Below are 14797 nucleotides of genomic sequence, written 5' to 3'. Positions count from 1 at the left end.
TTATTTGCTAGCTATTTTCTTATTAGCTACAGTCTTTCTTTTTCCTTTTCTAGTTCTTGCATTCGTTTTAGTTCTCTGTCCTCTCAAAGGCAATCCTTTTCTATGCCTAACGCCCCTATAACACGCTATATCCATAAGTCTTTTAATAGACATTGCAACTTCACTTCTAAGTTTTCCTTCTACAACATAATCGCTCTCAATTACCTTCCTAAGTCGATTAACTTCATCATTATCTAAATCTTTAGCAACTTTGCTTGGAGAAATACTTGATTTATTGCAAACTTCCAAAGCTCTTGTTCTACCTATACCATAAATAGAAGTAAGCGCTATTTTTAATTGTTTATTATTTGGTAAATCTATTCCCGATATTCTAGCCATTTTATTTCCTCTAATTTTTACTTTTGTCTTTGTTTATGCTTTAAATTATCACAAATAATTCTTAATACACCTTTTCTTTTTATAACCTTACATTTTTCACAAATTGGCCTTACACTCACTCTAACTTTCATAATCAAACACTCCTAAATTTTTTGCAAAAATGCATAATTCTTTTTATTTCCATGAGAAAATCCTTGAGTTTTTAAATAAGCATCAATATGAATTAATGTATCAAGAGCAACCCCTACCATAATAAGCAAAGAAGACCCCCCCATTATTCTAGAAACATCGTGTGGAAATCTAAAAATATTTTGCACTAAAAATGGAATAATTGCAATAATTGACAAAAAAACAGATCCTGAAAATAGGGTTTTATTCATAATTTCATCTAAATATTTTTCCATCTCATCAGACTTTATTCCCGGAATAGCGCCCCCATTCTTACGAATATTATTACTTATGTCTTTAGGGCTTAACTGAATCTTAGAATAAAAATACGTAAATCCAATTATCAAAATTACATTCAAAAAAGTATAATAAAAACCATTGGGCCTTAAATAAGATAAAATTTGTCTGGCTATGGAAGAAGTTTCTGCAAAACCACTTAAAATTTGTAAAGGTAGAGTAATTAAAACAGAGGCAAAAATAACAGGCAAAACGCCCGATGGATTCAACTTGATTGGCAAATATGAACTAACTGTACTATTAGAATTTGCTCTAGCATAATGAATGGCAATTCGCATTTGAGCCTTATATTCATATATAATCAATATAACAACTAAAATAAATATACTTATAATAAGTATAACAAAAACAGGATTAACATTTTGAGAAGGATCCTGCATGCTTTGGAATAAGTTAAACAAAGCCGCTTGAAGTCTAACCACTATGCCAGAAAAAATTATCAAAGATGTTCCATTACCTACACCTCTTTGATTAATTTGCTCTCCAAACCACAAAAGGATAAATGTCCCCGTAGTAACCGTTAAAATAGCAATAAATATATATCTATAAAAGGGAATGGTAACGGCACCCGGAATACCTTTAGCATAAAGGCTTGTTGCGTATCCTTGAACTACGGCTGCAACCATTGTTAAATATTTTGTATATTTTTTAGTCTTTTGTCTTCCGCCGTCACCTTCTTGCATTTTTTTCAAAGAAGGAAAAGAATAAACAAGAAGCTGAACAATAATAGATGCCGAAATGTAAGGCCCTATACTAAGCATAAATATAGAAAAATTACTAAAAGCTCCCCCTGAAAAAAAATCAAAATAATTGGCAATTGAAAAATCTGATTGCGACTTGAAATAACTTTTAAGCGCTACAGAATCTATTCCTGGTATCGGCAAATATGAACCAACTCTAAAAAGAAAAAGAACAAATAAAGTAAACAAGAACTTATTTCTCAAATCCTTAACAGTAAATAAACTTAAAAACAATTCTTTCATCTTTATTCCACTTTAAACTAATTTAATAGTACAACCAATTTTTATTACAAGGCTTTCAGCCGATTTAGAAATTTTAGAAACCTCAAAAGAAACTTTTTTCGTAAGCTTACCATTAGACAAAATTTTAATTTTTTTATTTTTCTTTTTTATAAGTTTATTTTCAAGCAAAGTATCATAATTGACAACTTGTCCATCCTTAAATTTTTTATCTATATCTCCAAGATTAACAATTGCATATTCCAATTTATAATCACTATTAGAAAAACCTTTCCTTGGCAATCTTCTATAAAGAGGAGTCTGCCCACCTTCAAACCCAAGTCTTGGCGAAGTATTTCTTGCTTTTTGCCCTTTTTGACCTCTCCCAGAAGTTTTGCCAAGTCCTGAACCTGGACCTCTGCCAACAATTTTACGTCGCTTGCTCGCTCCCTTAGGCTTTAACAAGTTAAACATTACATTACCTCGCTTAATAAAATCATATTAATAGTCTCGTTAAGCATACCCTTAATAGATTCATTTAAAAAATGTACCTTTTTATCGCCTATTTTATTTAAACCTAATGCTTTTAAAACTTTGACCTTTTTATTTAATTTCCCAATAAGACTTCTTACAAGAAAAACTTGCACATTAATATTGTTTTTAGAAATAATTTTTCTATTATTTTCCATTCTTCTAATAAAACATTTATTCTTAGATCTAGACCTTGAAGCATTAAACCTAGCTTTCTTTAGTTGTAATCTTAATTTCCTTTTAATCATACATTAACCCCATAAAGTTTTCAAAGTTTTTCCTCGCATTTCTGCTACTTTTTCAGCATTCAAAACTAAATCAAATGCCTTAAAAGTCGCCTTTACTACATTCATAGAATTATTAGAACCAAGAGATTTGCTCAAAATATCATGCACTCCTAAAGCCTCCATTACAGCACGAACAGGGCCCCCTGCAATAACACCAGTACCATGAGTAGCTGGTTTGATTAAAACCTTAGCTTTTTTAAAGCAACCAATAACCTCATGTGGCAATGTTCCTTTTCGAATAGGAACAAATCTTAAATTCTTCCTAGCACTTGTTAAACTTTTTTTTATTGCATCACTAGCATCATTAGCTTTACCAAAGCCCCAACCAACATGTCCTTCTCCATCTCCAACAACCATGAAAGCAGCAAAAGAGAATCTTCTTCCGCCCTTAACAACCTTAGTAACTCTGTTGAGTGATATTAATTTTTCTATCTGCTTTCTTTGAACCTGAACATCTACCATAAATACACTCCCTTAAATATTAATACCAAACTCTCTCAAAGAAGTTGCAAAACTTGCAATAAGTCCATGATACTTATAACCATTTCTGTCAAAAATAAGATTATTTATATTTTTCTCCTTAAGCCTTTTAGCAAGAACTTCTCCAAGTTTTTTTACATCATCAATATTTTTGCCTAAATTAAGACTTTTTTCAATAGTAGAAATACTTGCAACAGTATGTCCCTTACTATCATCTATAACTTGCGCATAAAAATACCTATTAGATTTAAATATAGTAATTCGTGGCCTACTGGCTACTCCGCGCCCTATTTTGTCCTTTATTCTTTTTTTACGTCTAAGCTTTCTCTGTTCTGCTTCTTTTATTTTTTTCATAATTATTAACCTAAAATTTATTTTTTTACACCAGATTTTCCAACTTTTCTTCTAATAACTTCATTATCATACTTAATGCCCTTTCCTTTATACGGCTCTGGTTTTTTTAAACTTCTAATCTCAGCAGCAACCTGACCAACCTTAAACTTGTCTATTCCTTCAACAGAAATTTTAGTATTCCCGTCAAGCTTTACACTAATACCATCTGGAATAACATATTCAAACTGAGTTGAATAACCAAGGCTTAAAAAAAGGCTATTGCCTTGTTGCTCTACTCTATATCCTATACCATTTATAGTAAGAGACTTAGAAAATCCTTCAGTCACTCCTTTTACCATGTTAAAAATTAAACTTCTGTAAAGACCGTGGTAGGCTTTTGCTTTTTTATCATTTAAAACTCGAACAATAATAACACTACCATTCTCAACTTTAACATTAATACTGTCTTTTATATCTTGAACTAATCTTCCCCTAACACCTTCAACTATCACTAAGTTGTCTTTAACATCAACCTTAACAGCATCTGGAATCTTTATCGGAAGTCTTCCAATACGTGACATACATCCCCCTATTAAACTACCAAACTGAGCAAATCAACTCACCACCTATTTTTTTATCTTTAGCTTCCTTGCCAGTAATAACACCTTGAGAAGAAGATATAATTAATATTCCATATCCATTCTTTATTCTTGGCATATTTTTATATGAAGAATAAATTTTTCTACCAGGAGTAGAAATAGCATCTATTTTATTTATAACAGGATTTCTTTTGCTGTCATACTTTAGCAAAACCCTAATAAAAGCAATCCCTTCCTTTTCTAAAAAATTAAAATCCTTAATATAACCCTCTTCTTTAAGAATGTTTAATATTGATTTATTCATATTAGACATCTTTAAATCTACAGATCCATGCCCAACTCTGCTTGCATTTCTTAATTTAGTTAGCATGTCTCCTACTGAATAAGTAATCGCCATAAAATTCCCTTACCAACTTGATTTTGAAACGCCAGGAATTAATCCTTCAGACGCATACTTTCTAAAACATATTCGACACATACAAAAATCCCTTAAATATCCTCTTGGACGACCACACAATTTACATCTATTATTTTGCCTTGTTTTATACTTAGGCTTTCTTAAAGCCCTAATAATCATTGATTTTTTTGCCATATACCTTATAAATCCCCTAATTACTAAACGGCATTCCAAATTTCAAAAGCAAAGATTTACTTTCTTTATCATTTGAAGCTGTTGTCACAATTGTAATATTCAAACCAGATATTCTCTCTATTTTATCATAGTCTATTTCAGAAAATATTATTTGTTCCGTTATCCCAAAAGAATAATTTCCATTACCATCAAAAGCATCCCCATTGATTCCCCTAAAATCCTTAACTCTTGGCAATGCCAAATGAATAAGCTTATATAAAAATTCATACATTGCATTACCCCTAAGTGTAACTTTAGCGCCTATTTCTTGTCCTTGCCTAATTTTAAACCCGGCTATTGCTTTTTTTGCTTTTGTCTTTACAGCTTTCTGACCCGTGATCTGAGCAAGCTCTAAAACAGCAGAATCTAATAACTTCTTATTCCTAACAGCCTCCCCAACACCTACAGAAATCACTATCTTCTCAAGCTTGGGAACTTGCATTATAGATTTATATTCAAATTCCTTAACAAGCTCTTTTATAACACTATCTTTATAATATTTCTTCAATTCAGGAACATAATTCATAAACTCTATATCCTCTGTCCATTTTTTTTAAGATACCTTATTTTTTCATTATTTTCAAATCTAATGCCTAATCTTGAAGAAGTTCCCTTGACAAATATCATCACATTTGAAATATCTATAGCGGCCTCCTTATCTATTATTCGACCTTTTTCTTGGGGTGTCCTAGCTTTAATGACTTTTTTAACCATATTGCAAGATTCAACAATAACTTTATTTTTTTTTCTATTTATACTAGCAATCTTACCTATTCTACCCCTATCTTTTCCAGAAAGAATTTTTACGCTATCACCTATCTTCAACTTTGTCTTCACAAAACCCCCTTTTACTATATAACCTCTGAAGCCAATGATACTACTTTCATAAAATTAGCATCCCTAAGTTCTCTTGCAACAGGCCCAAATACCCTTTTGCCCCTAGGACTTAAATTAGCATCAAGTATCACACAAGCATTATCATCAAACCTAACATAAGTTCCGTTTTTACGTCTTACTTCTTTAGAAGTCCTAACAATTACAGCTTTATAAACATCTCCTTTTTTAACAGAAGAATTAGGAATTGCTTGTTTTACTACAATGGTTATTATATCCCCAATTTTGGCATAACGCCTTTTACTGCCACCAAGCACCTTAATACATTGAGCCACCTTGCCACCAGTATTATCCGCAATTGTTAAATAAGTTTGCATCTGAATCATAATCAACCTCCTTTAGAAAAATTAAAACTATTTTAATTTTTCTAAAACCTCAACAAGAGACCATCTTTTATCTTTGCTAATAGGTCGAACTTCAATAATTTTTACCTTATCGCCAACCTTTGAAACTTCTTTTTCATCATGTGCTTTAACTTTTTTACTAACCTTTAAATACTTATGATAAATTGGATGCATCTTTCTTTGAACAATTTCTACTACTATAGTCTTAGACATTTTATCACTAACAACTTTGCCAATTAATTCTTTTTTATTTTCTCTTGCCATATCTAAACCTTTCTAATACCTAATTCATATTCACAAATCATTGTATTAAGCCTTGCAATATCACGTCTAATCTCTCTTTTCTTTAAAGGATTTTCAACATGACCAACAACAGATTTAAATCTTAAATCTAAATATTCTTTCTTTAATTCTAGCCTTTTAGCCTTCATGTCCTCAAGAGTAAAATTTTTGAAATTTTTCAACATAATTACCTCAAATCTCGCCTTACAACAAACATGGTTTTTACTGGAAGCTTAGAGCTTGCAAGCGACATAGCCTCTTGAGCAAGTTCCTCAACAACCCCCGACATTTCAAACATAACAGTGCCAAGCTTAACAGAAGCATTCCAATGATCAACACCCCCTTTGCCCTTACCCATTCTAGTTTCAGCTGGTTTTTTAGTATAAGGAATATCAGGAAATATTCTTATCCAAACCCTTCCGCCTCTTTTTATTTTACGAGTCATTGCAATACGAGCAGCCTCAATTTGACGAGCAGTAATAAAATTTGTTTCCAAAGAAACAAGTCCATATTCACCAAAAGAAATTTTATTGCCCTTCTGAGCCTCTCCAGACAATCTTCCTCTCTGCTTCTTTCTATATTTAACCTTTTTTGGACTTAACATCTAATTATCCTCCAATATCCTGCTCATTAGAATCGCCTCTTTCTTTAGAAAAAGACGCACTAAGTTTTTTTTTGTTTAAAAGATCTACTTCATCTTTAGATGGCCCATCTTTTTTATCCAAAAGCCTAGTTTGCTTTTCATTAGTCTTTTCTCTATTATTTAAAGTTTTATCAAAATTTTTAACAGCATCGCCTCTTTCCCTAAAAGACTTTTTATTTATTACCTGGCCAGCATCAGAATTGGTTTGTCTCCCTAAAACTTCACCCTTAAATAACCAAACCTTAACTCCAATAATGCCATAAGTAGTTTGAGCCTCAGAAAATCCATAATCTATATTGGCTCTAAGAGTGTGCAAAGGAACCCGACCTTCCTTAACCTCAAAGCTTCGAGCAATCTCCGCACCACCAAGTCTACCAGCAATCTTAATTTTTAACCCTTGAGCACCTTTTAACATAGAGGTAGAAAGAGATGATTTTAAAACTTTCCTATAAGACGCTCTATTTTCTATTTGCTTTGCAATCCCATTAGCAATAATTTGAGCATCAAGCTCTGGTCTTTTAACCTCTTTAATCTTAATGCTAATCTTTTTAGAAATTTTTTTAGTTAACAATTGACCAATCTTTTCAAGATTAGAACCTTTAAGCCCTATCACAGAACCAGGCCTTGGAGTAACAATTACTACTGTTACTTTTTGGGGATTATTTCTAATTATTTCTATATCAGAAATATCAAATTTAATCCCTTTAAGAAACTTCATAATTTCTCGCCTTATTAAAAAGTCTTCATGAAGAATTGCAGAATACAATTTTTTATCAAAATACCATTTTGATTTCCAATCCTTATTAATTTTTACCCTTAAGCTATATGGATGTACTTTTTGGCCCATGCTTTATCCTTTAATATCTTTTTTTTCATCAACTTCAACAAAAATATGACAATTTCTATTAACAAGCCTATCAGCTCTACCCCTAGCTCTAGGCCAAATCTTTTTACGACGACGCCCATCATCAACCATAACTGTTTTAATAAATATCATGTCCTCGGAAAGATTTTTATTGTGATACATAGCATTTGATGCTGCCGACTTAACAACCTTTTCTAAAAGCTTAGCTCCTTTATTAGGCATAGAACAAAGCACTGCAATAGCCTTAATATAAGACTCTCCCCGTATATTGTCAGCTATTGGCCTAACTTTTTTTGGAGAAGAGGGTAAATTTTTGCCCTTTGCTGTATATCTTCTATTTACCAACATAACTACTTACTTCCTTCCCTTTTTATCTGACTTAGCATGCCCTCTAAAAATCCTTGTAGGTGAAAACTCGCCAAGCTTATGCCCCACAAGATCCTCAGTAATATAAATAGGTATAAAAGCTTTGCCATTGTAAACAGATATAGTAAGGCTTACCATTTCAGGAATTATTGTTGAAGATCTGGAATAGGTTTTAATAACAACCCTCTTCTCACTTCCAAAAGATGATAAAACTTTTTGATAAAGACTCTTTTCTATAAAAGGTCCTTTTTTAATAGATCTTGCCACTATACTCTCCTATTTATTTCTTCTTTTAATAATAAATTTATCCGAATATCTCTTTTTCTTGCGAGTCTTATAACCTTTAGTAGGCTGTCCCCAAGGAGACACAGGATGACGACCTCCAGAAGTTTTTCCTTCACCACCACCATGTGGATGGTCAACAGGATTCATAGCAACACCTCTAACCTTAGGCCTTCTACCAAGCCACCTGCTTTTACCAGCTTTCCCTATAGAAATATTGGCATAATCTTCATTTCCAATTTCACCAATTGTTGCAATACATTTTTTAAAAATCAATCTCATCTCACCAGATGATAATTTTACAGTGACATAATTCCCGTCAGAAGCAAGTATCATAGCATATCCACCAGCACTTCTTATAAGCTGTCCACCCTTTCCAACATTAAGCTCAATATTGTGAACAGTTCTTCCAATAGGAATATTTTCAAGAGGTAAGGCATTGCCAATTTTAATTGGAGCATTAGGACCGCTTTCCAAAACATCTCCAACCTTAATGCCTTTAGGAGAAATAATATACCTTTTTTCTCCATCTTTATAAACAAGCAAAGCTATATTAGCACTTCTATTAGGATCATATTCAATAGAAGCAACTCGAGCAGGAATGCTAAATTTATCTCTTCGATTAAAATCAATCAACCTATACTTTCTCTTATGCCCACCACCTCTTCTTCTAATACTAATCCTACCAGAAGAATCTCTGCCCGATTTAAATTTTTTACCTTTTGTTAAAGACTTCAAAGGATCATTACCTTTGCTCAAATCATCAAAAGATAAAGTCGTCTTATAGCGCAAAGAAGAAGTTTTTGGCTTATAAGTCTTAATACCCATATTTATTTTTCTCCAAAACCACTAAAAAATATCTATTTTATCTTCCTTTTTGAGATAAACATATGCCTTCTTCCATGAAGAAGTTTTTCCCTTACCTATAGGGTACCCTTTTCGAGACACCACAACCTTGGCTTTACTTTTAATATTGAGCAAATTACACGATACTGGAGTAACATTAAAAAGTTCTTTTATTGCTGCACCAACCTCTTTTTTATTTGCTCTCCTATTAACTTTAAAAACATAAACATTAATACTTTCCCTTTGAGTATTAGTTTTTTCAGTAAGCATAGGTGAAACTATTATATCATAAGCCTTCATACTTATCCTCAACATCCTTTTTATTTAATGTAAAACTCATTAAGCTTGTTAACAGCGGATTCTAGAGCTATTAAATTCTTAGCATAAAATAAATCAACAACCCTAAGTTTATCAAAAGATAAAATCTTTAAATCTCTTATATTTTTACCAGCCCTTTTTATCATCTGATCATCATTGCCCAAAAGAATAACCACCTTACCATTAAAACTTGCAAAATTTTTTATTATTAAAGCAAGATCTTTCGTTTTTCCAGATTCAACATTAAAATTCTCAATAACTTTAAAACTATTTTCATCAGCAGCGCGCAAACTTAATACAGACTTAAATGCAAGCTTCTTTACCTTTTTGGGCAATCTATAGCTATAATCCCTAGGCTTTGGCCCTAATGCTATACCTCCGCCAATCCAAACTGGATTTCGCTTTGTACCAACCCTAGCTCTACCGGTTCCTTTTTGCTTCCAAGGCTTTTTAGAACTACCTCTAACCTCTGATCTGGTTTTAGTTGAAGATGTTCCAACCCTAAGATTAGACAATTCATTTTTTATAGCATTATAAATAGACCCATGACTAATTTCTATATTAAAAACTCTATCATCTAAATTTATGGTTCCAATCTCTTTCCCATCTTTAGAAAAAACTTTTCTTTCCATACTAAATACCTACTTTTTAGATTTCTTAACAACAACAAAAGAACCCTTAGCGCCAGGCACAGCCCCTTTTACTAGAAGGGCTCTTTTTTCTTCATCGATTAAAACAACTTCAAGATTTTGAATAGTTTGTTGATTTCCCCCCATTCTACCAGCCATTTTGGTCCCTTTAAATGTTCTTGCAGGAGTAGTGGCTTGTCCTGTTCCACCAAGATGTCTGTGGAATTTTGATCCATGAGAAGATGGCCCACCACTAAAATTATGCCTTTTCATAGCCCCTTGAAAACCCTTGCCTTTAGTGGTCCCTGTAACATCTACATACTTAACTGACTTAAAAACATCAACCTTAATCTCATCACCAGCATCATACCCGTCAAGCCCCTTAAGCTCTATCACATATCTTTTAGGTTCAATATCTTTTAAACCTTTATATTGACCTTTTATGGGCTTTGAAACTTTAGAGCTCTTAAGATCAACAGAACCTGCTATAAGAGCGCTATAACCATCTCTATCGACTGTTTTCTTCCCTATAATATAATTGGGCTGAAACTCTATAACAGTAACAGGAACCACAATGCCATTTTTCTGAAATATCTGAGTCATGCCAACTTTTTTTCCAATCAATCCCAACATTAAAATACCTCAAATTCATATACTTAAAATATCATTTACTGTTTAATATCTACCTCAACACCTGCTGGAAGCTCTAATTTCATTAAAGAGTCCATTAAAGCAGAAGTAGGCTCTAAGATATCAATAAGCCTTTTATGAGTTCTCATCTCAAATTGCTCTCTTGATTTTTTATTGACATGAGGAGAACGTAAAACAGTATATTTTTTTATTTTTGTCGGCAAAGGGATTGGACCCTTAATCTGAGCCTTAGCCTTCTGAACAGCTTTAACAATAGATTCGGCACTCTGGTCTAATATTTTAACATCAAAACTAAATAATCTTACGCGTATCTTATCTTTAGCAATCAATTTATTCTCCTAAACTTTAGAGAGTATTAAATATATCCTTAAAGTCTTAACCTATTCCAATATCTCAAGAATTCTTCCTGAAGCAACGGTTCTTCCACCTTCTCGAACAGCAAATTCTACATTCTTATCCATAGCTATTGAAGAGATCAGCTCAACAATAATATCAACATTATCACCAGGCATAACCATTTCTTTGCCCTCTAAAGCAACAACTCCAGTAACATCGGTTGTTCTAAAAAAGAACTGTGGTCTATATCCTGGAAAAAATGGCTTGTGCCTACCGCCTTCTTCTTTGGTCAAACAATAAATTGAAGCTTTAAATTTCTTGTGTGGAGTAATTGTACCTGGAGCTGACAAAACTTGTCCCCGCTCAATGTCTTTTTTATCAACGCCTCTTAAAAGAAGACCAACATTATCCCCTGCTTGACCTTGCTCAAGAATTTTCTGGAACATTTCAACACCAGTAACAGTGGTTTTTCTAGTTTCTTTAATTCCAACTATTTCAACTTCTTGACCAACTTTAATAATACCTCTTTCAATACGCCCAGTAGCAACAGTGCCTCTTCCTGAAATAGAAAATACATCTTCAACAGCAAGCAAAAATGGTTTGTCAATATCTCTTTCTGGAAGATCAAAATAATTATCCATAGATTCAAGAAGTTCTTTAACGCATTTTGTAGATTCAGGATCTTCTGGATTTGACATAGCCCCAAAAGCTGAACCTTTGATTATTGGAGTATCAGCTGAAAAGCCATATTTTTCAACAAGTTCTAAAACTTCAACTTCAACAAGCTCAACAAGTTCAGGATCTGCTAAGTCCAATTTATTTAAAAAAACTATTATTTTCTTTATTCCCATTCTTTGAGCAAGAAGCAAATGCTCTTTTGTTTGAGGCTCAGCACCACTATCAGCAGCAACTAAAAGTATCGCTGCATCCATTTGAGCTGCTCCTGTAATCATATTTTTTATATAATCGGCATGGCCTGGACAATCTACATGAGCATAATGTCTATTAGCTGTTTCGTACTCAATATGCCTAGCATTAATTGTTATTCCTCTTGCTTTCTCTTCGGGTGCATTATCAATATCTTCATACTTTAATGCTTTTGCATCTTTATTTAATTTTGAACAATAAATACTAATAGCCGCTGTTAGTGTTGTTTTACCATGATCAACATGCCCTATTGTTCCAACATTCATGTGCGGCTTTGTTCTTTGAAAAACTTCTTTTGCCATGACTAACCTCCTAAATTTCACATTCTAAATAGCTACTTACATTTAATCTCTTTAAAAAATTTTTAACAAATTTATTCTTATTAAAATAAGAAAATAGCTACAAATAATCAAAAAAATAAAAAAATCAATTTTTTAGAAATTGACCCGAACTACGTGTTTTTCTAAAAAATTTTAATAGCTTTAAAATTCTACACATTTTATAAAATATAGTCAATACGCTTAAACTTTTAAACTCAATTCACTACACATATAATGGTATTAAAAATTAATATAAACTTTACATTAATTAAAGAAAAACACAAAATGTTGAAAAATAAAGCTTTAAAAGCAACCACTTAAAATAAGCGATACTCAACACATTCAAAAACATGAAATTTAACACAATAGTAAATACTTTTTGAAATCTAGTCACTATTTAAAATTGATCAAAAACCTTTATTTTATCAAAAAGGCTAACACTTTCCCTAGTAAAAAAATATAATAAAAATGATGAAAGCTCAAAAATTTAAGCTTAAATTATTGCCAATACTTGCAATTTCTAGCATTTCAATTGTTTTTATGTCTTGCATAAAAACAAGCACAATAAAATCAAAAGAAAATGCAAAAGAAATTACCTATCTTATTAGCACTATAAAAACCAACAAAAAAGTAGAAATAATAAACTACAAATCCGACAGCAAAAATAATCTAATAATTACCCTTAAAAACAAAAGCACAGAAGATATAAATGCAAATTCATTGGCAATTTTTAAAGAAGGTAGCAAAACAGGTGAATTAATAAAAGAAAAACTTAATGGGCTTGAAACAAAAACTTTTCATTTAAAAACTAAAATCAATACTAAAAGAAAAAACACATTATATATTTTTGAAAAACAATAACAAATAGAAATGATTTAAAACCTAAAATTATTAAAATTAATTCTACTTAAAAAGCTTTATTGCAAACAAACAATTACACTTAAAAATAGATTAACAAAGAATCTAAAATCTATTTTTAAGGCCAAAGACATTAAATTTATTAAAAACAAATCAGCCATTTTTTGGCAAAATGCAAATATAAAATAAATCTTAATTACTATTTGTATTTTTTAATTAAAATAGGCTTAGCCCAATAACGAGTGCAAGTAAAAACAATTAAAATTATAATTGCCAAATAATTTGAAATTATAAAAGCATAACCCAAAGAATTTTCAATTATGCCAAAATATTGAAAAAGAAAAACTACTGGAAGACGAATAAGCCACAGCCTAATAAAAATAACAATCATTGCAATTTTTGTCCTACCAGACCCAATAAGTCCCCCAAAAAATACTTGTTGGAGTCCATATCCAAAAGTACCAATAGTTGTTAACAATAAATAATTATTAGCATAATTTAAAACTTCTAAATCATTTGTAAATAACCTTAGTATAAACTGTTTATTAAAAATAACAATCGAATTTATTATCAATAAAATTGCTAAAGAAATAAAAAACCCTTTTTTCAAAACTTCTCCCACCCTATTGACCTTCTTAGCACCAAGATTTTGACCAACAATTGAAATAATCCCAGTACCAATTCCCATAGCAGGAAGAAATAAAAAAGAAATAATGGTGTTTGTAAGTCCATAAGCCGCCAAAAATTTTGGACTAATCTCAATAACTATATAATTGAAAATAAAAAAAGACAACGAAACCATTATTTGCCCAAAAGTCGAAGGCAATCCAAGATTAACAATTTCTTTAATGGATCTTACATCTATCACTAAATCCTTCAGATGAATTTTTAATCCATAATTTAGCCTGTAAGTCAAAAATAAATAAAAGACAACTGTTAACAATTTTGAAAATAAAGTGGCCCAAGCAGCTCCAGCAATGCCCATATTAAAACTAAATATTAAAATTGGATCAAGAATAAAATTAACAATATTGGCAAATAAAACTATTGTCATTGAAAGGATAGTTTCTCCTTGAGCATTTAAAACATATGTAATTGAAATGCTTAAAAACATAATAGGTATTGCAAAAATTGTCACATAAAAATAAACTCTTGAGAGTTCTTTAAGCTCCCCTTTTACACCCAACAAATCTAAAAGATGATCAATTAAAAAAAAAACACAAATAGTAACAAATAAGGATAAAACAAAGTTTAAAACAATAAGTTGCCCTGCATATCTTGAAAAACGAGAAAAATTTCCCTCTCCTATGCATTTTGACATCAAAGAAATGCTTCCTGTAGCCATTCCCATAGCAATAGCTATAATAAAAAAATTTACAGGACCAGCAAGTGAAAGCGCTGACAAAGGCATGGCTCCAAGTTTACCAACATAAAACATATCAGTAAGATCATAAAAAGCTTGAATAATATTGGTTATAACAATAGGAAAACTTATTAAAAAAAGAACCTTGTATAAATTGCCATTTAATATTAATTCCCTAGTCTTGCTCTTATCTGTAGACATAAAATTTTA

The 14797-nt window shown here is 31.5% G+C and carries 27 protein-coding genes; 1 reads left to right on the top strand and 26 read right to left on the bottom strand.

From position 1 onward, the window contains the following. From rpsM to tuf, 25 genes are read right to left on the bottom strand one after another with little or no spacing between them, the layout of a single operon-like run. Nucleotides 1-378 carry a 30S ribosomal protein S13 gene (rpsM, locus tag BSV1_RS03700; RefSeq protein WP_008882709.1) on the bottom strand — a complete coding sequence of 126 codons (378 nt, stop codon included), beginning with the start codon at nucleotides 376-378 and terminating at the stop codon, nucleotides 1-3. 17 nt (nucleotides 379-395) lie between these two features. Further along, complete coding sequence (rpmJ, locus tag BSV1_RS03695) at nucleotides 396-509, bottom strand: 50S ribosomal protein L36 (RefSeq protein ID WP_008882649.1); 114 nt, start codon at nucleotides 507-509, stop codon at nucleotides 396-398. 12 nt (nucleotides 510-521) lie between these two features. After that, entirely contained in the window at nucleotides 522-1826 is a 1305-nt protein-coding gene (gene secY, locus BSV1_RS03690; RefSeq protein ID WP_008882347.1) for a preprotein translocase subunit SecY, read from the bottom strand. 12 nt (nucleotides 1827-1838) lie between these two features. Continuing rightward, complete coding sequence (rplO, locus tag BSV1_RS03685; protein ID WP_008882540.1) at nucleotides 1839-2276, bottom strand: 50S ribosomal protein L15; 438 nt, start codon at nucleotides 2274-2276, stop codon at nucleotides 1839-1841. Then, a complete protein-coding gene (rpmD, locus tag BSV1_RS03680) occupies nucleotides 2276-2581 on the bottom strand; it encodes a 50S ribosomal protein L30 (RefSeq protein WP_002657114.1) in 306 nt (101 codons plus the stop codon). Before rpmD ends, rplO begins: the two co-directional genes overlap by 1 nt. Before the next feature lie 3 nt (nucleotides 2582-2584). Beyond that, nucleotides 2585-3082: a 30S ribosomal protein S5 gene (rpsE, locus tag BSV1_RS03675; RefSeq protein ID WP_008882657.1), complete on the bottom strand. Its 498-nt coding sequence runs from the start codon at nucleotides 3080-3082 to the stop codon at nucleotides 2585-2587. Between the two features lie 12 nt (nucleotides 3083-3094). Further along, nucleotides 3095-3454 carry a 50S ribosomal protein L18 gene (gene rplR / locus BSV1_RS03670; protein ID WP_008882555.1) on the bottom strand — a complete coding sequence of 120 codons (360 nt, stop codon included), beginning with the start codon at nucleotides 3452-3454 and terminating at the stop codon, nucleotides 3095-3097. A gap of 17 nt (nucleotides 3455-3471) precedes the next feature. Next, nucleotides 3472-4014, bottom strand: a complete 543-nt coding sequence (rplF, locus tag BSV1_RS03665) for a 50S ribosomal protein L6 (protein ID WP_008882708.1) — start codon at nucleotides 4012-4014, stop codon at nucleotides 3472-3474. Between the two features lie 16 nt (nucleotides 4015-4030). Then, complete coding sequence (gene rpsH / locus BSV1_RS03660) at nucleotides 4031-4429, bottom strand: 30S ribosomal protein S8 (RefSeq protein ID WP_008882456.1); 399 nt, start codon at nucleotides 4427-4429, stop codon at nucleotides 4031-4033. Nucleotides 4430-4438: 9 nt separating this feature from the next. After that, nucleotides 4439-4624 (bottom strand): type Z 30S ribosomal protein S14, encoded by a 186-nt coding sequence (locus BSV1_RS03655; RefSeq protein WP_002557082.1) that lies wholly within the window; start codon nucleotides 4622-4624, stop codon nucleotides 4439-4441. A gap of 16 nt (nucleotides 4625-4640) precedes the next feature. Next, nucleotides 4641-5189 carry a 50S ribosomal protein L5 gene (gene rplE, locus BSV1_RS03650; protein ID WP_008882616.1) on the bottom strand — a complete coding sequence of 183 codons (549 nt, stop codon included), beginning with the start codon at nucleotides 5187-5189 and terminating at the stop codon, nucleotides 4641-4643. Between the two features lie 5 nt (nucleotides 5190-5194). After that, a complete protein-coding gene (rplX, locus tag BSV1_RS03645) occupies nucleotides 5195-5500 on the bottom strand; it encodes a 50S ribosomal protein L24 (RefSeq protein ID WP_002557080.1) in 306 nt (101 codons plus the stop codon). Between the two features lie 14 nt (nucleotides 5501-5514). Beyond that, complete coding sequence (gene rplN / locus BSV1_RS03640; protein ID WP_002557079.1) at nucleotides 5515-5883, bottom strand: 50S ribosomal protein L14; 369 nt, start codon at nucleotides 5881-5883, stop codon at nucleotides 5515-5517. A gap of 27 nt (nucleotides 5884-5910) precedes the next feature. Next, complete coding sequence (gene rpsQ, locus BSV1_RS03635; protein ID WP_002557078.1) at nucleotides 5911-6165, bottom strand: 30S ribosomal protein S17; 255 nt, start codon at nucleotides 6163-6165, stop codon at nucleotides 5911-5913. A gap of 2 nt (nucleotides 6166-6167) precedes the next feature. Continuing rightward, nucleotides 6168-6368 carry a 50S ribosomal protein L29 gene (gene rpmC / locus BSV1_RS03630; protein ID WP_002557077.1) on the bottom strand — a complete coding sequence of 67 codons (201 nt, stop codon included), beginning with the start codon at nucleotides 6366-6368 and terminating at the stop codon, nucleotides 6168-6170. Nucleotides 6369-6370: 2 nt separating this feature from the next. Beyond that, nucleotides 6371-6787 (bottom strand): 50S ribosomal protein L16, encoded by a 417-nt coding sequence (gene rplP / locus BSV1_RS03625; protein ID WP_008882545.1) that lies wholly within the window; start codon nucleotides 6785-6787, stop codon nucleotides 6371-6373. 4 nt (nucleotides 6788-6791) lie between these two features. Next, nucleotides 6792-7673 carry a 30S ribosomal protein S3 gene (gene rpsC / locus BSV1_RS03620; protein ID WP_008882327.1) on the bottom strand — a complete coding sequence of 294 codons (882 nt, stop codon included), beginning with the start codon at nucleotides 7671-7673 and terminating at the stop codon, nucleotides 6792-6794. Nucleotides 7674-7676: 3 nt separating this feature from the next. Further along, entirely contained in the window at nucleotides 7677-8039 is a 363-nt protein-coding gene (gene rplV, locus BSV1_RS03615; protein ID WP_008882350.1) for a 50S ribosomal protein L22, read from the bottom strand. Nucleotides 8040-8045: 6 nt separating this feature from the next. Next, the gene (rpsS, locus tag BSV1_RS03610) at nucleotides 8046-8324 is read right to left on the bottom strand and encodes a 30S ribosomal protein S19 (protein ID WP_008882531.1); all 279 of its coding nucleotides are present in this window, start codon (nucleotides 8322-8324) and stop codon (nucleotides 8046-8048) included. 9 nt (nucleotides 8325-8333) lie between these two features. Next, entirely contained in the window at nucleotides 8334-9167 is an 834-nt protein-coding gene (rplB, locus tag BSV1_RS03605; protein ID WP_002557072.1) for a 50S ribosomal protein L2, read from the bottom strand. A gap of 21 nt (nucleotides 9168-9188) precedes the next feature. Further along, nucleotides 9189-9485 carry a 50S ribosomal protein L23 gene (rplW, locus tag BSV1_RS03600; protein ID WP_008882690.1) on the bottom strand — a complete coding sequence of 99 codons (297 nt, stop codon included), beginning with the start codon at nucleotides 9483-9485 and terminating at the stop codon, nucleotides 9189-9191. Nucleotides 9486-9505: 20 nt separating this feature from the next. Then, nucleotides 9506-10135 carry a 50S ribosomal protein L4 gene (rplD, locus tag BSV1_RS03595; protein ID WP_002557070.1) on the bottom strand — a complete coding sequence of 210 codons (630 nt, stop codon included), beginning with the start codon at nucleotides 10133-10135 and terminating at the stop codon, nucleotides 9506-9508. Nucleotides 10136-10144: 9 nt separating this feature from the next. Next, a complete protein-coding gene (gene rplC / locus BSV1_RS03590) occupies nucleotides 10145-10765 on the bottom strand; it encodes a 50S ribosomal protein L3 (RefSeq protein ID WP_008882804.1) in 621 nt (206 codons plus the stop codon). A 35-nt stretch (nucleotides 10766-10800) separates the two neighbouring features. Further along, nucleotides 10801-11112: a 30S ribosomal protein S10 gene (rpsJ, locus tag BSV1_RS03585; RefSeq protein WP_002557068.1), complete on the bottom strand. Its 312-nt coding sequence runs from the start codon at nucleotides 11110-11112 to the stop codon at nucleotides 10801-10803. 51 nt (nucleotides 11113-11163) lie between these two features. Further along, nucleotides 11164-12348 (bottom strand): elongation factor Tu, encoded by a 1185-nt coding sequence (gene tuf / locus BSV1_RS03580; RefSeq protein ID WP_002657015.1) that lies wholly within the window; start codon nucleotides 12346-12348, stop codon nucleotides 11164-11166. Between the two features lie 489 nt (nucleotides 12349-12837). Here tuf and BSV1_RS03575 point away from each other — a divergent pair, with 489 nt between their 5' ends. Next, the gene (locus BSV1_RS03575) at nucleotides 12838-13227 is read left to right on the top strand and encodes a hypothetical protein (protein ID WP_008882702.1); all 390 of its coding nucleotides are present in this window, start codon (nucleotides 12838-12840) and stop codon (nucleotides 13225-13227) included. Between the two features lie 196 nt (nucleotides 13228-13423). Here the strand turns inward: BSV1_RS03575 and BSV1_RS03570 are convergent, their stop codons facing one another. Continuing rightward, on the bottom strand, nucleotides 13424-14788 hold the full coding sequence (locus tag BSV1_RS03570) for an MATE family efflux transporter (protein ID WP_008882785.1): 1365 nt from the start codon (nucleotides 14786-14788) through the stop codon (nucleotides 13424-13426). Nucleotides 14789-14797: the final 9 nt, after the last annotated feature.

Origin of the sequence: [Borrelia] finlandensis (assembly GCF_000181875.2) — a bacterium.
GTDB lineage: Bacteria > Spirochaetota > Spirochaetia > Borreliales > Borreliaceae > Borreliella > Borreliella finlandensis.
The sequence above is the reverse complement of the archived record's forward strand: the minus strand, read 5'-3'. Positions and strand labels throughout refer to the sequence as shown.

Bases quoted from the DNA above. Each gene is read 5' to 3' on its own strand.
- rpsM (WP_008882709.1), bottom strand. From the start codon at position 378: ATGGCTAGAATATCGGGAATAGATTTACCAAATAATAAACAATTAAAA.
- rpmJ (WP_008882649.1), bottom strand. From the start codon at position 509: ATGAAAGTTAGAGTGAGTGTAAGGCCAATTTGTGAAAAATGTAAGGTT.
- secY (WP_008882347.1), bottom strand. From the start codon at position 1,826: ATGAAAGAATTGTTTTTAAGTTTATTTACTGTTAAGGATTTGAGAAAT.
- rplO (WP_008882540.1), bottom strand. From the start codon at position 2,276: ATGTTTAACTTGTTAAAGCCTAAGGGAGCGAGCAAGCGACGTAAAATT.
- rpmD (WP_002657114.1), bottom strand. From the start codon at position 2,581: ATGATTAAAAGGAAATTAAGATTACAACTAAAGAAAGCTAGGTTTAAT.
- rpsE (WP_008882657.1), bottom strand. From the start codon at position 3,082: ATGGTAGATGTTCAGGTTCAAAGAAAGCAGATAGAAAAATTAATATCA.
- rplR (WP_008882555.1), bottom strand. From the start codon at position 3,454: ATGAAAAAAATAAAAGAAGCAGAACAGAGAAAGCTTAGACGTAAAAAA.
- rplF (WP_008882708.1), bottom strand. From the start codon at position 4,014: ATGTCACGTATTGGAAGACTTCCGATAAAGATTCCAGATGCTGTTAAG.
- rpsH (WP_008882456.1), bottom strand. From the start codon at position 4,429: ATGGCGATTACTTATTCAGTAGGAGACATGCTAACTAAATTAAGAAAT.
- BSV1_RS03655 (WP_002557082.1), bottom strand. From the start codon at position 4,624: ATGGCAAAAAAATCAATGATTATTAGGGCTTTAAGAAAGCCTAAGTAT.
- rplE (WP_008882616.1), bottom strand. From the start codon at position 5,189: ATGAATTATGTTCCTGAATTGAAGAAATATTATAAAGATAGTGTTATA.
- rplN (WP_002557079.1), bottom strand. From the start codon at position 5,883: ATGATTCAGATGCAAACTTATTTAACAATTGCGGATAATACTGGTGGC.
- rpsQ (WP_002557078.1), bottom strand. From the start codon at position 6,165: ATGGCAAGAGAAAATAAAAAAGAATTAATTGGCAAAGTTGTTAGTGAT.
- rpmC (WP_002557077.1), bottom strand. From the start codon at position 6,368: ATGTTGAAAAATTTCAAAAATTTTACTCTTGAGGACATGAAGGCTAAA.
- rplP (WP_008882545.1), bottom strand. From the start codon at position 6,787: ATGTTAAGTCCAAAAAAGGTTAAATATAGAAAGAAGCAGAGAGGAAGA.
- rpsC (WP_008882327.1), bottom strand. From the start codon at position 7,673: ATGGGCCAAAAAGTACATCCATATAGCTTAAGGGTAAAAATTAATAAG.
- rplV (WP_008882350.1), bottom strand. From the start codon at position 8,039: ATGTTGGTAAATAGAAGATATACAGCAAAGGGCAAAAATTTACCCTCT.
- rplB (WP_002557072.1), bottom strand. From the start codon at position 9,167: ATGGGTATTAAGACTTATAAGCCAAAAACTTCTTCTTTGCGCTATAAG.
- rplW (WP_008882690.1), bottom strand. From the start codon at position 9,485: ATGAAGGCTTATGATATAATAGTTTCACCTATGCTTACTGAAAAAACT.
- rplD (WP_002557070.1), bottom strand. From the start codon at position 10,135: ATGGAAAGAAAAGTTTTTTCTAAAGATGGGAAAGAGATTGGAACCATA.
- rplC (WP_008882804.1), bottom strand. From the start codon at position 10,765: ATGTTGGGATTGATTGGAAAAAAAGTTGGCATGACTCAGATATTTCAG.
- tuf (WP_002657015.1), bottom strand. From the start codon at position 12,348: ATGGCAAAAGAAGTTTTTCAAAGAACAAAGCCGCACATGAATGTTGGA.
- BSV1_RS03575 (WP_008882702.1), top strand. From the start codon at position 12,838: ATGAAAGCTCAAAAATTTAAGCTTAAATTATTGCCAATACTTGCAATT.
- BSV1_RS03570 (WP_008882785.1), bottom strand. From the start codon at position 14,788: ATGTCTACAGATAAGAGCAAGACTAGGGAATTAATATTAAATGGCAAT.